Annotated in this window: 16 protein-coding genes; 2 read left to right on the forward strand and 14 right to left on the reverse strand. The window is 36.2% G+C overall.

Annotated elements, in window-relative coordinates:
• Positions 1–227: 227 nt before the first annotated feature.
• The 8 genes from PATL70BA_RS05640 to PATL70BA_RS05675 form a co-directional block, all read right to left on the reverse strand.
• Positions 228–716, reverse strand: a complete 489-nt coding sequence (locus PATL70BA_RS05640; RefSeq protein ID WP_125136464.1) for a hypothetical protein — start codon at positions 714–716, stop codon at positions 228–230.
• Positions 709–1,623: a hypothetical protein gene (locus PATL70BA_RS05645; protein WP_125136465.1), complete on the reverse strand. Its 915-nt coding sequence runs from the start codon at positions 1,621–1,623 to the stop codon at positions 709–711. The genes PATL70BA_RS05640 and PATL70BA_RS05645 overlap by 8 nt, the downstream gene beginning before the upstream one ends.
• Positions 1,624–1,761: 138 nt before the next feature.
• On the reverse strand, positions 1,762–2,535 hold the full coding sequence (locus PATL70BA_RS05650; RefSeq protein WP_172596117.1) for a methyltransferase domain-containing protein: 774 nt from the start codon (positions 2,533–2,535) through the stop codon (positions 1,762–1,764).
• 147 nt (positions 2,536–2,682) lie between these two features.
• Positions 2,683–3,315 (reverse strand): EcsC family protein, encoded by a 633-nt coding sequence (locus tag PATL70BA_RS05655; RefSeq protein WP_243115970.1) that lies wholly within the window; start codon positions 3,313–3,315, stop codon positions 2,683–2,685.
• 163 nt (positions 3,316–3,478) lie between these two features.
• Positions 3,479–4,000: a GNAT family N-acetyltransferase gene (locus PATL70BA_RS05660; protein ID WP_125136467.1), complete on the reverse strand. Its 522-nt coding sequence runs from the start codon at positions 3,998–4,000 to the stop codon at positions 3,479–3,481.
• Positions 4,001–4,202: 202 nt separating this feature from the next.
• Positions 4,203–4,646 (reverse strand): VOC family protein, encoded by a 444-nt coding sequence (locus PATL70BA_RS05665; protein WP_125136468.1) that lies wholly within the window; start codon positions 4,644–4,646, stop codon positions 4,203–4,205.
• Positions 4,647–4,819: 173 nt separating this feature from the next.
• The gene (locus PATL70BA_RS05670; protein WP_125136469.1) at positions 4,820–5,371 is read right to left on the reverse strand and encodes a hypothetical protein; all 552 of its coding nucleotides are present in this window, start codon (positions 5,369–5,371) and stop codon (positions 4,820–4,822) included.
• A gap of 937 nt (positions 5,372–6,308) precedes the next feature.
• Positions 6,309–7,187: a hypothetical protein gene (locus tag PATL70BA_RS05675; RefSeq protein WP_125136470.1), complete on the reverse strand. Its 879-nt coding sequence runs from the start codon at positions 7,185–7,187 to the stop codon at positions 6,309–6,311.
• A gap of 286 nt (positions 7,188–7,473) precedes the next feature.
• On the opposite strand from PATL70BA_RS05675, the gene PATL70BA_RS05680 reads away from it, so the two are divergent.
• The gene (locus PATL70BA_RS05680; protein WP_125136471.1) at positions 7,474–7,680 is read left to right on the forward strand and encodes a type II toxin-antitoxin system HicB family antitoxin; all 207 of its coding nucleotides are present in this window, start codon (positions 7,474–7,476) and stop codon (positions 7,678–7,680) included.
• Complete coding sequence (locus PATL70BA_RS05685) at positions 7,680–7,907, forward strand: type II toxin-antitoxin system HicA family toxin (protein WP_125136472.1); 228 nt, start codon at positions 7,680–7,682, stop codon at positions 7,905–7,907. The genes PATL70BA_RS05680 and PATL70BA_RS05685 overlap by 1 nt, the downstream gene beginning before the upstream one ends.
• A gap of 141 nt (positions 7,908–8,048) precedes the next feature.
• Here the strand turns inward: PATL70BA_RS05685 and PATL70BA_RS05690 are convergent, their stop codons facing one another.
• The 6 genes from PATL70BA_RS05690 to PATL70BA_RS05715 form a co-directional block, all read right to left on the reverse strand.
• Complete coding sequence (locus tag PATL70BA_RS05690) at positions 8,049–8,585, reverse strand: hypothetical protein (RefSeq protein WP_125136473.1); 537 nt, start codon at positions 8,583–8,585, stop codon at positions 8,049–8,051.
• A gap of 125 nt (positions 8,586–8,710) precedes the next feature.
• Entirely contained in the window at positions 8,711–9,730 is a 1,020-nt protein-coding gene (locus PATL70BA_RS05695; protein WP_243115971.1) for a tyrosine-type recombinase/integrase, read from the reverse strand.
• A 321-nt stretch (positions 9,731–10,051) separates the two neighbouring features.
• Positions 10,052–10,360, reverse strand: a complete 309-nt coding sequence (locus PATL70BA_RS05700; protein WP_125136474.1) for a type II toxin-antitoxin system RelE/ParE family toxin — start codon at positions 10,358–10,360, stop codon at positions 10,052–10,054.
• A gap of 1 nt (position 10,361) precedes the next feature.
• Positions 10,362–10,637: a type II toxin-antitoxin system Phd/YefM family antitoxin gene (locus tag PATL70BA_RS05705; protein WP_125136475.1), complete on the reverse strand. Its 276-nt coding sequence runs from the start codon at positions 10,635–10,637 to the stop codon at positions 10,362–10,364.
• Positions 10,638–10,696: 59 nt separating this feature from the next.
• Positions 10,697–11,038, reverse strand: coding sequence for a hypothetical protein (locus PATL70BA_RS05710; RefSeq protein WP_125136476.1), 342 nt, complete (start codon positions 11,036–11,038; stop codon positions 10,697–10,699).
• Between the two features lie 4 nt (positions 11,039–11,042).
• Entirely contained in the window at positions 11,043–14,426 is a 3,384-nt protein-coding gene (locus PATL70BA_RS05715) for an efflux RND transporter permease subunit (protein ID WP_125136477.1), read from the reverse strand.

The raw sequence follows: 14,426 nt of genomic DNA on the forward strand, positions 1-14,426 counted from the left end.
CTACCATTAAGCAAGTCAAAACTATCAATCGCCCATTAACCCATAATATAGTGTCGTTATTTCTTCTAACTTCCCGGCCTTACGACGTACTGGCCACCTAGAGATATTCGCTCATGGCAGACTTGCTCTGACTAATGCGGATATCGGTCCCAACGGGCTTGGTGGGCTGTATGTGGTCGCACTTCCCCAGATACTTACCCTCGCGACCCGAAGCGTTAAGGGTGTTGTTAGGCGATGTTATGGTGGCTATCCTGTACACATAATGATTCGAGTTTTCTTGCATACTGATACGATCCATTATATGAAAGACCTATATAACGAATCTTGGTTTCATATGATTTAAAAGCCTTATTCTTTGTGAAGTCATTTATCAACCATTCAACTACTTTAATTTGATTTTCAATTTTCAATAAAATAATTATACTTTTAAGGTCACTTAATGAAATATTAGGCAAACTTGCTAGATGAGTATTTTCAAAATGTCTACCACTATACCTAAGATAATTAAGGATACCTATTTGAAACTTGCCAATAGTTATATTAGCAACTCTCCTGTTAAATACTAATGAAACCACGGCTGAATATATGAAGTATGAATACTCTATACTGCGAAACCATATAGGTCTGTAGCTTGTTTCTATTTTGTAGATAGATTTAATGATTTTCATCATCAAAATATTCTCAACATTATTCTCTATAAACTTAATATCATCCAAAATACCCTCCACCATAATTAAAATCATTCTGATAAAAATTTATTCTTGTTCTTCTGATTACTGGAGGTAAATAACCTATATAATCAAAAGAATCTTTAAAGCTTTTGATATTAGCATTACTCTCTGCTAGTTCCAGCATATGTTCTAGGTCCATCACTCTATCCATTAACTCTTTATTCAAAATTTTCAATTTAACTTCTTTACCACTGTCACCAGATTTCTTTATTTGTTCTTGTAAATTTGAATATGTTTTATTTATTGTATCTTCGAATAACCTAGCAATCTCTTCTAAAATTATATGTTCTTTCTCCAAATCAGCTACTTCCTTGTCAACTTCCTTCTTGAATTCCTTATCATAATCTACTTTAATTTTCTTGTAGCCCTTAACTGAGAATAAGTAAATTGCGAAACCTACAACCCATAATACAAAAGCAATTATGAGCGGATTAATAATCGAATATGTAAACACATCATTCTCTTGTAACTTTACAAGCATCGATACAATTAATGCACCAGACCCACTGAATATAGAATATAGTATTGCAAGAATTGTATATAGTACCCTTGTTTTAAGAAGATTCTTACGTAAAGGCTCGATTAATAAATGAGGAACAAAGTAAACAGTAGAAATTGTAAAAAGCTGTGCAAGACCACAAGGTATTACAGAGATTATTAGAAGATTTGCATCCACTTCAAAAATTCTTGCAATAAAGCTCACTAAGAATCCTGCGAAAATTGGTACTGCGAAAATAAATAGTTTAGATTGGAAATTTCTCAAATGTTCATTTTCACCAAATGAAAATTCAAGTATCTTCCCTTGTACGATTGCCTTCTTTTGTAAAATATAAACCAACCAAATTGTTAAAACAAATGTTCCTAAAAATAACTCCTGTAATGATATAAACATCTTCTTCCTCCTTCAATAAATTAATAATGTCGCCTAACGTTCTGTGAGTTGACGATGTGACATCCATCCGATTAAAAGGCCATGTCGTCAACTCGCTGTTAGGCGATGTAATTAACGGAAGTAACCGATAGCCTTGAATTATTCCTTGTAAACTATAAAGAATATGCGTCTGAAAGGGAATAATACTCTACCGTTTCGCTGTTCTTTATAATATATCCGAATCTTATCTAATACAGTTTCTTCAAATTCCATTCTTTCACCCTGCGTATCTAATGCGTCTAAATATGGTTTCATACCTGTTGATTTATACCATTCGATGATCCTTTGATGATTTTCCATTACATGGTAATAGTCCGTTTCCCATATATAAACTTCCTCACTTAACTCACTACATATATTATAATAGTATTCTGTGTTTTCATAATTTAAATATGAATTCGTTATAAATCTACCATTCCACTTCTCACTTATAGCCGTTTCTTTAACCACTCTTTGTATGCCCATATTACTAACGCTAGGAATCTGTACTGCTAGTGCACCTCCTACTTGAACTAATCCGAAAAACTTATGTAATAGTTCATGATGGTTTGGCATCCACTGTATGGCAGCATTCGAAAAAACTAAATCAAATTGACCTAAGCCACTTAAGTCTTGATTAGCATCCCGTTCTTCAAACTGAATATATGGCAACCTTTCATTGGCTTCTTTAATCATATTCGCGGAACTATCAATACCTATAATTGATGCATCCTTCCATCTTAGAGCCAGTTGTTCAGTACTATTACCAGGTCCACACCCAATGTCAATAATTCTATTAACGTGCTTTATTTCGATACTGCCTATTAAATCTTTAACTGGTTGTGTTCTTTGCTTTTCAAACCTTTTATATAGATCTGGATTCCAATCTTTCATGTAATCACTCCCTGTGTCACAAAAATAGTTAATTATATCGCCTAACGTTCCGTGAATTGACGACGAGGACATCCATCCTTGTTCTTGTCCATGTCGTCAATTCGCTGTTAGGGGAAGTTCAATAGGACCCCATGCAAAATATAACAATTATTCAATGTTACCTTTTATAAATAAATTGATAGCATTATTGGCAATTATTGTGGTAGATGTAATATCAAATCCAGCTCCGACAATCCCACCAACTATTGGCACAGCCTTACCCAAATTAATTATCCCCTTCTGTCCAAACTTAGTTATGAACCTAAAACCAACTTTCTGATTTATCTTCACCATAACTGTACCAGGTATCTTCTTAATCATTGCAGTTGTAAACTTACTACTAAATGCAATACCTGCGGTCTTTACAACATCTTTCATACTATTACCAGTTAAGCATAAATAAACTAGAGATTGTACTTCATCACTATGAACATCATATCCACCGATCTTTGCAATTGCTGCGACCATCCTAATCTGGACATATAAAACACTTGTAATGTTGGCAGGTAATGCTACTGGTAAGGTTATCAATCCTCCTAGCCCAGTTAAGAATCCTGAAGTCCCACACTTCATAATCTGAAAATCTCTAAGTTTCTGACAAGCTTTTAGATCCTCTTTATATCTCTCTTTGTACTCTTCAGCCAAGACATAAACTGATTTAGATGTTGGTATACCATTTAGAGCTATCTCATATGTCTTATCTAAAATTGATAGCGCCTTATCACCTGTCATTTCACTCATAATATACTCCCTATATTCTAATGTTTTATTTCCGACTATTGAATTTCCCCTAACGTCCCGTGAGTTGACGACGTGTGCCATCCATCCGATAAAAAGGCCATGTCGTCAACTCGCTGTTAGAGGAAGTTATTCATTGACTACCCTCGTTACACAAAAAAAACTGTTAAATAAGCACTTCATATTGCATTACTTTCTTACCTGTTTCATCATCTTTGAAAGATCTAGTAAATTTTCCATTAGCCTGTAGTATAATACTCATTGAACCAATATTATCCTCATTGCACGTCACAAGAACACTTCTCAAACCAATCTTTCTTGATTCGATTAATCCTAGTTCAAATATTCTACTTCCATATCCTTTTCTCCTATTGTTGCTTTTTATTTCATAGCCAATATGACCAAGCATCTGTAGATACTCGCTATCCACACGGTGCCTAATTCTGATTACACCAAGTACTTCACAAGTATTATCCACTAGCCAAAAACTGCTACACGGTACCCATCCTTCAGGTAAATTCAATCCTTCGCTGGAATCGCATAAGTCCTTAATAAACCCATCGAAATCCACCACGGCTTTTCTATATAATTCATAACTTTCATAGCCTGTCGACTTAACATCCTCGACAAATTCAAGAAATGAATCCTTATACTTTATATCTGGCCTAACTAATCTTGGATACTCCATAATAATTTCTCCCTAATCAAATTAACGTCAAATCACACTCAAACCGAAATGAATAATTTCCTCTAACGTCCTGTGTGTTGACGACGCCAATCTGCTTACAGGGTGAGCTCATGCCTGTGAGCCTTGCGAACGGCTAATGCGACCCCGACTCGGTTAGCAGATTGAGTGTTGGCAACGTGCTGTTAGGTGAAGTAATCTAGCGTCAGCAACCATCAAAGTTGGATTCGCTAAACCTCTTCATCATAGGATGATCTTCATTAAGTTCTAATAGGTCCCAGAGATTACCATATAAATCCTTAAAAACAGCTACCATACCATAGTCCGCTTTCTTTGGTTCTCTTACAAATTCAATTCCAATCTCAGTCATACGATTGTAGTCTCTCCAAAAATCATCTGTATTCAAAAATAGAAATACCCTTCCACCCGATTGATTACCTATGAAATCCCTCTGTACTGGCTTCGAAGCTCTTGCCAACAATAACGTTGTTCCATTTGAGCCAGAAGGAGCTACAACAACCCACCTCTTATCTTGTTCAGATTGATATGTATCCTCAAGAAGTTCAAAATTGAGCTTATTTGTATAAAATTCAATAGCTTCATCATAATCATCAACAACTATCGCAATATGTACAATTGATTGCCTCATAATAACCTCCAAATAAAATTTCTCATGGTCAGCTAGATTATTTCACCTAACGTCCTGTGAGTTGACGATGTGTGGTATCCATCCTTGTTCAAAGTCCATATCGTCAACTCGCTGTTAAGCGCAGTAATTGTCGTCAGCTTGTGAAACACCTATAGTCAAACCTAAACTCTAAATCAGAATTCATCTATATATTCAACGACTTGCCATCTATTCCCAGTTCTAATCACTTCAAACATCACGAAATGTATAGATGAATATGTGGCTAGTTCTCCTTTCGATTCATCGTTCAAAAAAGACCTGTATTCTAGTGCTTCAACAAACATACTATCTACATTATTGTTCAAGGGGCCAACAATAATCAAACGTCTACTCTCACTATTAATGTTATTATCGTACCAATCAATTACTGAATCGAAAGCGCTACCTTCTTCAATCGGCTCACCTGAATTAGTTGTACTCCGTATTTCAGGTAATGAAGTATACTCAAAGAGTTTTGACATTAACATATCAAGCCTCAAGTCAACTTCACGTTCGACATCAAATTGAATAGACGTATTGCCAGATTCATCAGATAAGCTTGCTTCCTTCATCTGTTCTTCTAGTTGATCAATTTTAGACTTAAGTTCAGTTATAATAACATCCCTCGCTCTAATCTCATCCTTTAGTTTCTGATGCTCAGCTTCATAATCATCACTTGTTGGGTTGCATCCACTTAGGATTATCATAAAAAAAATTATTGCAGTATATATGTATCGATTTATAGTATTCTCCTCCTCATCACTAACTAACTCTAGAAACTTTACTTGTCTCTGTCTAGTAACCAGAAAATTATTGTGCTTAACGTCGGTGTGTTGACGATGCCAATCTGCTTACAGGGAGAGCTTATGCCTGTGAGCCTGCGAACGGCTAATGCGATCCCAACTCGGTTAGCAGATTGAGTGTTGTCAACATGCTGTTAGCCGATGTATAGAATGACAAGTCCCAACAATCTAACGTTCAACCTCTTTATTTAGAGTTTCATGCCTACTTATACACGAAACAATTAGAAATCCCGTTAGAACTTGAATAACTAATAAAACCTCAGAGTGTATAATAAAAATCCTAAAAGGATCACCAAACAACCTTGCTATTGTACTACTGTAATACAATGACAATGGTTTCCAACAACTCAGAATTAAGAATGGAATTACTATAACAGTAAACCTTATCCAATCATACGTAAGGGCACCTTGGGTTCTCATAATGGTAAATATTCTTTCAAAACTAATCAGAATCCCAGATATGATATACGCAAAAGGGACCAGTAAAATAAACCAATATGGATTTTTCCCTCCATTAATGAGGTTCAGGAATATCACTCTAAAGTAATTCTGACTATATATAATAGCTGCTATAACCAAAGAATACATAAACAGTCTAAATGCATAAGACTTTATTTTTATAATCATTAAATCTCTCCTTTTAGGAAACCGAATTCTATATATTGGCTAACGGTCCGCATTCACGACAGTCTGGCACCTTAGAGTGTTCGCTCATGGCACCCCTGTGGTGACTTATGCGAACGCGGCCCGACGGGCTTTGGTGGCTGGCTGTGGTCGACTCTAATCTTCGAAGCCGTTCCCTCAGTCGACCCTTGCGTTAATGTATTGTTAGCAGACGTCTTTACGGATTACCAATTGTATTCTTTTTCTCTTTATAACAATCTAATATCAGTCTAATTATATTGTAGTAGGAGTAAAACAGAAATTCTTGAACTCTTTCATCATTAACTCCAATCTTACTAAGTTCCTTATGTCGAATATTACATTCGTTTGAAATCATAGTAATACTTTTTATGTGGTTATCGAGCATACCAATTAGTTTTGAATCAGTTGATATAAAATAGAGTATCTCCTCTATACTGCGCTTCTTATTGTCACCTTCATAAGTTTTAATACGTTCTAATATATTAGCTAATATGCCCAAAGCCTCAAGCTTTTTATCACCATTTGGTTCTCTAAAAAATGCTATCGCCTTCTTTAATTGACCATTTAGAGATTTGTCATTACTAAATTCAAAACTATCAACTCTGTCATCTAATACTTTTGAGTGTATTCTACTTATCTTCCCTTGCTTTATTTCATATGGGTGTTTAAACTTTTTAAACATATCATTCAATTGAACTGTGAATTCATATCGTCCCTTTTTCGAATCGAACTTTGTATGATAATATATTCTGTGATAATTATCATATTCAGTACTAATAGGTACAGAGATAAATCTATATACATATTCCGCAAAACTTAATACTTCCAAAGTTTCAGGCATATAGTTATCATCAAAAAATAATATCTGACAACCTAGTTCTTCTGTAAGTCTTCTCAAAAAGGACGATTCATCAAATCCGGTATTAGTCTCTCTATCTCCACAAAAATATTCTGAAAAGTAATCCGCATCCGCTTTTCTCATGACATACATACGCAATGAGTTCCAGAAATTATTGCTGATTACTGGTGTAAAATCATTTTCTCCTTCTCTATGCATAATATAACTCGAACTCATTTGAACCTCCTTTGAAAAATAGTAAATATGTCTGCTAACGTCGGTGTGTTGACGATGCCAATCTGCTTACAGGGAGAGCTTATGCCTGTGAGCCCGCGAACGGCTAATGCGACCCCGACTCGGTTAGCAGATTGAGTGTTGTCAACATGCTGTTAGGCGATGTTCCTAATGAAAACCCTCGTTATTTTCCGATTTATCTACATCTAAAACTACAATTCTTCTCAAATCTCTTATACCATGATATAATAAAATCAAATACAATCACTTATTGAAAAGAGGTGTTACCATGAGTGTACAAGTCACTGCAATCATTCAAAAAGAAGATGATTGGTATGTCGCAAAATGTGTTGAAAATAATGTTGCTTCTCAAGGAAGAACTATAGAAGAAGCAATCTCCAATCTTACTGAAGCTATACAATTGTATTATGAAGATGATGTGGCTGATATAGAGCACCATCAAATATTTGTTACAACATTGGAGGTTGCTATTTAATGGGATCTAAATATCCAATATTAACTCCAAAAGAGATCATAAAAGCCTTATCAAAAATTGGATTTGAAAAAGTTTCTCAAAAAGGCAGTCATGCAAAATATAAAAATGATTCAATACCACAACGAGTTTTAATAATTCCAATGCATTCAGAAATTGCAAAAGGAACTTTAAAGAGTATACTTGAACAAGCCAACATCTCCTTAGAAGACTTTATAAAACTATTGTAACAATAGCCGCCGATTATGGCGGTTTTTTATTGTACTAAGTTATGAATGTTGCCTAACGTCGGTGTGTTGACGATGTGTGGTATCCATCCTTATTCAAAGCCCATATCGTCAACTTGCTGTTAGGCGATGTAATAACGGAATCTATTTATGTGGTACATCTTGAATCTGCTTAACTCCATAAAACTCTTTACAACACTGTTCTAATTCACTTAAATCAGTAGATAAGAACTTGCCGAAAAACTTAGGCGGAATACATAGTTTAGGAGAAAATTCAATAACTCGCTTACTTACTGTACCTCTTCTACGAGCATACATAATCACACCTATTGACACATCCAGAATTTCTGCCAACTCAAATATCTTAAGCCCATAAACATGCTCAATTGCATCATAAAGGTTCACATCTATACCAAGCCCCTTTTCATCTGCATCAATGCGTCTAATAAATTCATCATAGTCTATACTCTGATCCATATAGCTATAGTTCTTCTGTATGTACCAAGGCACTTTTTCAATTAAACTGTCATAGTACTCAAAAGAGACACCCCACCCAGTACATATTACATTATTATCTAACTCTTCAGGAATAGCATCGCCATATGATAAAATATCTCCATGGCCTGCACATATCTGATTAAAGTTAAACTCACATGTATTGCAATTTCTAATTATTCTCATTATCTCCCTCCATTCATATATACTTCAATATATCATAGCCTAGTTATTATATCGCCTAACTTCTGCATTCCCGACGTGTCGGGAATATGGTTACATTGGTACTTTTTGCGTATGTCGAGAATAAGCTAAAGTTGGTCAAGAGGATTCTTGATATTCATAATCGACTTGACCGACACATGGGTATAGATCTCAGTCGTCTTGCTACTGCTATGTCCAAGCAACTCCTGAATATACCTTAAATGAACACCACTCTCTAATAAATGTGTAGCAAAAGAATGTCTCAAGCTATGAAATGTAACACTCTTTTGTATGCCAGCTTTCGCTACAGATGCATTAAATACCCGTTGCAATGTTCTTCCAGTAATAGGTCCATCCTTATCCGGATTCTCAAACAGCCACACCTTGGGTCGATACTCTTTGTAATACACCCTTAGCTGCTTAAGCATCTTCTCTGACAACAAAGTGATTCTATCCTTACGCCCTTTGCCTTGATGGACGATGACCACCATCCTTTCACTATCAATGTTCGCGACTGGCATTGTTGCCACTTCACTAACCCTTAGACCACAAGAATAAGCTAACATTAGAACGGTCTTGTGTTTCTCATTAATTGTTACTTCTAACAAACGCTTTACTTCATTTTGACTCATAACCTTGGGTAACTTCTTTTCTTTTTTGGGTCGTTGTAACTTGATAACCTCTGTCTCTTCTATGTTGCTAAATTTTCTTGCATAGATTTTGATGGCATTAACTGCCTGATTACAATAAGAATGACTAGTTTGTTTATTTTCTAACAAATATAACAAGTAACTATTAATGCTAGTTAGGTCACAAGCACCTTCACTATAGGCCAAGAATGCTTTGAGATGATTGCTGTAACTTTTGATGGTTTCGGAACTATAGCCCAAACGTTTTAGATCATCCATAATTTCATTGATCTTCATAAGATCATCTTTTGTTTGTTCAGCTAAACCGTTCTTGTTTCTCTGAAATAGTTCCATCACTGCTTCATACTGAATTGGCGGCAAATGCCAGACTTTCTCCTTTGCCAGCCATTTGCCGCCAAGTAACTTAAGTTGCTCCACATAATAAGGATTGTAATCGATCTGAACGCTTACAAAACCCCACTCTTTGCGAATTTCCATAGACTCCCCCTATGCTATACCACTTAAAGTTTATATTTAGTTGTAAAACTATTGGGATATCAGAAATCTCCCCAGATCCTTTATAATATTATATCATATGTTTCTAAGAAACTTAAGTTCTCTATGTTCAATTTATTTAATTTTTATCATTAGGAATACCCATACAAATCTTCCAAGTTGTACTTCCAATTTTAAGTAATTCATACACAATCACCATCATAAATAAGCCCTAATATGATGATATACTCCTCCTAAAAAATGCACAAAAGAGAGCATCCATGATATACATGAAACTCTCTTTTATCTTCCAATCAGAAATATTTACATTAAATTCCTATACTCTTGTCTAGTATCAACAACAGCATAAATTGTTACGATCTCATTTATTTTATCGGCTTTATAAAAAACCATATGCTTTTCAATAATCAACACACTATATCCCTGTTTACGAAGAATTGCATATCTTGGTTCGCTCCCGGATTCCGGAAAATCTGCAAGGCGCATCATTGCCTTCTCAATCTTTGCAAGGTACTTCAGAGCAATATCTACACTGTCAGAATCATCTGCAATATAGTAGATCAAATCCCTTAATTGATTGTCTGCCTTTTCAGTTCGAACTACTTGATACATATCAGTCCTCCCTGCCAAGGAGCGCACTTCTTATATCATCAAATGTCTCTTGAAGTGGTGCAACTCTTCCATACTTCACGTCTTCTTCTGCTTCTGCCAAAGTGCGAAGCAACTCTAATTCGGAAGTCATTTGTCGGTATTCCTGAAGGCCTATCACTGCAGTATCACCTCTACCATTTTTAGTAATGATCACAGGTTTTCTGGTCTCGTGACATTGCTTTGATATTTCGTTATAGTGATTTCTAAGATCTGCTGATGGGCGAATATTTAGTTCCATTGAGATTACCTCTTTCTATATTCGATATAGTCATATTATATCACTATATGTCTATATTATCAATTGGTTTTATCCTGTATACTTAAGCAGAGGCTGGTCGTACCTTCGGTACTGCTCGCCCTAGCATCCTGGGTGATCTTATCCGAAGTATTACAAAAATCATTCTTGACCGACTTGATGACGAAGGTATTATTACTGATTAAAATGCCAAATGTACCTGAATCGTTAACATGATAATCGAAAAGGAAATAGTAACCTTTCACGCCAACTTCGTCGATTAACATCCTAATGTTTTTGTGTGGTTGGGTGCTTATTTCAGCATAAATATTAGGATATTCTTTCATAAGTTCAATGACTTCTCTAATCTGATAAATACCACTATGTCCAAATATTAGCTTCATAACACTACATCTCATACTCAACTTCAAGATAGTTTTCTGATGGGTTGTTCGCTTTTTTTTCAGCGTGCTTTTCTTTTACCTTGGTTTTTTTACCTTCAAATAATGAATACATTGCAGGTATAACACCTAGAGTTAAGACAGTCGCCATACATAGCCCTGAGATTAGGGCAACGCCCATCGGTGCAAAAAATGGGTCTGAAAGTGTAATCGGTAAAATACCACCGGCTGTTGTTATGGTGGTTGCCATAACAGGGATGAATCTTGTAACGCCGGTTTCTACTATAGCTTCATTCATTTCATAACCTTCATTACGAAGATAATTAATATAATCCAAGAAGACGATGGCATCATTAACGGCAATACCCACAAGGGCAACCACGCCGATAAAGGCAACAAATCCAAAATTATTACCGGTAATTAATAATCCCAGCATGACCCCAATAATTGAAAGGGGAACAGTAAATAAGATAATAAAAGGCTGGGATAAGGAGTTAAACTGTACGGCTAAGATAATATAAACAAGTAAAGCAGCCATCACCATATTAAGCATCATCTCACCAAAGGAGTCTCCCATTGCCTCCATCTCTCCACCAAAACTCATAGATACACCCTCAATAAAGGGATAGTCTTTTGTAGCTTCTTGGAATGCAGCTGTGGCTTCAGCGGCGGTCCATTTGTCTTTATCTATATTGGCCGCTACATGAACAATTCTTTTTCCATCTTCATGAGAGATGGATTGAACGCTATTTGTTTCAATAATTTCCGCTACCTGTGAAAAAGGTATGGCGACACCACTTCGATTATAAAAGGTTAACTTCTCTAAATCATAGATGGTCTCAAGCTTATGCTTGGATGTTCTAATAACAATATCGATATCATCCTGATCATCTCTATAAGTCGTAGCGACAATACCATTGATTGAGTTTCTTAAAGATGCTGCTATAGATCGTTCATCTAGCCCAAGTGCAGCTGCTTTTTCAGAATCCACTTTTACTTCAAGTTCAGGGAAGTCTTCTCCAAAGCTGGTTTGTGGATCCCGGATACCCTCTATGGAAGCTAATATGTTTTTAATATCCCTTGCTGTTGTTTCCAAGTCTTCTAGACTGTCACCTTTTAGCTTTACATAGACAGGGCTACCACTTGGAGGGCCGGATTCAAGTTCTCTAATCTCAATGTCTGCGCCTGGGATTAATCGAACGGCTTGACGTATGGAAGCAACGATTTGACTGCTTGTTCTTTCTCTTTCATTCAAGTCTTTTAGATTGATTTCAATGGATGATTGGATTGGATTGTCACCAGCAGTGGTATCTAAATCACTGAAGATGCTCAAACCACCTGTTCCGACATAACTTACGAAAGTATCGATTTCCGGTATGTCTAAGATAATCTCTTCCACTTGCTTTGTTATAGCTTTTGTTTGCTCTATCGAAGAACCGCTGGGTGTTTTTATAGATATTGAAAACTGTGGCATATCTTCACCACCGAACATCTCAACCGATAAAATGCCGGTAAAGGGCATGCTCACGCATAAAAGAAATAACACTCCAGCTGAACCAACCAGCATTAATTTACGGCTTGTTTTAGCGATGATATGACTTAGAACCTTTGAGTAGGTTTTAATGACGATATGGTCCGTATGTGATACCTGAGGTGCAAATTGCTTAATCGCCATGCCTCCACCAAAGATAATTGCCCCAATATAGGATAGTACTGTAAAGGATCTAAACAATGGTTGATCAAAATCAGCAAAGGCGAATAGGGATAGTAGGATGATGATACCAACGGATAGGACTTTAATGATGAACTCAGAACGCTGACTCTTTTCCTTCTGACCACCTTTTAAAAGGATTGCACAGATTGAAGGCGTAATCGTTATCGCCATGAAGAAAGAACAACTGAGCGTAATAATAATCGTCATTGGTATGGATTTTATAAAATCACCCATAATGCCAGAAGTAAAGAGCATTGGTAAAAATGCAGCAACTGTTGTCAAAGTAGAAGCCAGTATCGCAGGGGCTATTTGGTTCGTCGCTACTAAAGAAGCAATATCCGCCCTGAGGCCTTTTTTTCTTAATCGGTCAATGTTTTCCATGACCACAATGGCGTTATCCACCAACATACCCACGGCCAAGACGAGAGAAAACATTGTAATCTCATTTAATGTATTACCCGTTAGTTTTAAGAATCCAAAGGATGCGAGTAACGACATTGGAATAACAAAAGATACTATAAGAGCTTCCCTTAATCCGATAAATAGGAATAGAACAATAACGACAAGGAATAATCCTGAGATTGCATTATTGGTAACGGACCCAAGTTGTTGATCTACATAATCGGCTTTATCCGCAATTAATGTTAAATCAAATCCTTCCGGGACAAGTTGATCCGATTTTTCGTCTAACATTTTCTCAATCTCTTCTTTAATACGTACTTCATCTGAACTGTCTTTTCGAAGTACTGCCAGAACTACCGTATTTTTGTTTGTTAAGTCTTCAATCGTCGTTGCTGTTCCGTTATATTCATGAATAAACACTTTTCTATCTTCAAAGGTATCTTCAATTGTAGCAACATTCTTTAGGATGATATTGCTATCTGGGTTTGATCTGACGATGACATTTTCAATATCTTCAATCGTTTCAAATTTGCCTGAGGTTCTAAGGCTATACTCTTTTCCGTTTAGTTCTACATTACCGGCAGGAAAACTCACATTAGAAGCGGCCAAAGCATAATGTATGTCATCAATTGAGAGGTTATATATTGAAAGTTTTTGAGGATCGATGGTGATTTGGATTTCCCTATCGATATCACCTGCGATGACAACTTCCTTTACACCATAACTGAGTTCCATTTCCTTCTGAAGTTTTTTAGCTTTTTCCTGTAATGTAAGGATGTCCTCCTTGGTGGTTAATGCGTAGATGAGTACAGGACTTTGACCCGTCTTCATATCATAGACTTCAGGTGTGTTTGCATCACTTGGCAACTGGGCGCTGATGCCTGAAAGCTTTTCTTTAGCTTCACGTACCTTTTCATCCACATCTTCACCGGTTTCAAATTCTAAAAATATGATAGAGTTTCCTATACCTGAACTTGAGGTTATGGTCTTAACCCCTTCAATCTCATCCAATCTTTTCTCAATGGGTTCTGTAACAAGTGTCTCGACTTCTTCAGGAGAAGCACCGATATACATCGTTTGTACATAGGCAAAAGGTATCGTAACCTTAGGCTGTGCTTCTCTTTGTAGAGACATATAGTTGCCTGATCCCCATATTACCAGTGCAATAATAATTAAAAAGGTTATTCGAAAACGTTTGATAAATATGCCAGCCCATTTTCCAAGGGGATTCTTCTTTAAGGATAATTCTGGTATTGCTTTTTTATCTATATTCAC

This window comes from Petrocella atlantisensis, assembly GCF_900538275.1.
GTDB classification, from domain to species: Bacteria; Bacillota; Clostridia; order Lachnospirales; family Vallitaleaceae; genus Petrocella; species Petrocella atlantisensis.

Coding starts and splice junctions, on each gene's coding strand:
- PATL70BA_RS05645 (WP_125136465.1), bottom strand. CDS start 1,623: ATGTTTATATCATTACAGGAGTTATTTTTAGGAACATTTGTTTTAACA.
- PATL70BA_RS05650 (WP_172596117.1), bottom strand. CDS start 2,535: ATGAAAGATTGGAATCCAGATCTATATAAAAGGTTTGAAAAGCAAAGA.
- PATL70BA_RS05655 (WP_243115970.1), bottom strand. CDS start 3,315: ATGAGTGAAATGACAGGTGATAAGGCGCTATCAATTTTAGATAAGACA.
- PATL70BA_RS05660 (WP_125136467.1), bottom strand. CDS start 4,000: ATGGAGTATCCAAGATTAGTTAGGCCAGATATAAAGTATAAGGATTCA.
- PATL70BA_RS05665 (WP_125136468.1), bottom strand. CDS start 4,646: ATGAGGCAATCAATTGTACATATTGCGATAGTTGTTGATGATTATGAT.
- PATL70BA_RS05670 (WP_125136469.1), bottom strand. CDS start 5,371: ATGATAATCCTAAGTGGATGCAACCCAACAAGTGATGATTATGAAGCT.
- PATL70BA_RS05675 (WP_125136470.1), bottom strand. CDS start 7,187: ATGAGTTCGAGTTATATTATGCATAGAGAAGGAGAAAATGATTTTACA.
- PATL70BA_RS05680 (WP_125136471.1), top strand. CDS start 7,474: ATGAGTGTACAAGTCACTGCAATCATTCAAAAAGAAGATGATTGGTAT.
- PATL70BA_RS05685 (WP_125136472.1), top strand. CDS start 7,680: ATGGGATCTAAATATCCAATATTAACTCCAAAAGAGATCATAAAAGCC.
- PATL70BA_RS05690 (WP_125136473.1), bottom strand. CDS start 8,585: ATGAGAATAATTAGAAATTGCAATACATGTGAGTTTAACTTTAATCAG.
- PATL70BA_RS05695 (WP_243115971.1), bottom strand. CDS start 9,730: ATGGAAATTCGCAAAGAGTGGGGTTTTGTAAGCGTTCAGATCGATTAC.
- PATL70BA_RS05700 (WP_125136474.1), bottom strand. CDS start 10,360: ATGTATCAAGTAGTTCGAACTGAAAAGGCAGACAATCAATTAAGGGAT.
- PATL70BA_RS05705 (WP_125136475.1), bottom strand. CDS start 10,637: ATGGAACTAAATATTCGCCCATCAGCAGATCTTAGAAATCACTATAAC.
- PATL70BA_RS05710 (WP_125136476.1), bottom strand. CDS start 11,038: ATGAAGCTAATATTTGGACATAGTGGTATTTATCAGATTAGAGAAGTC.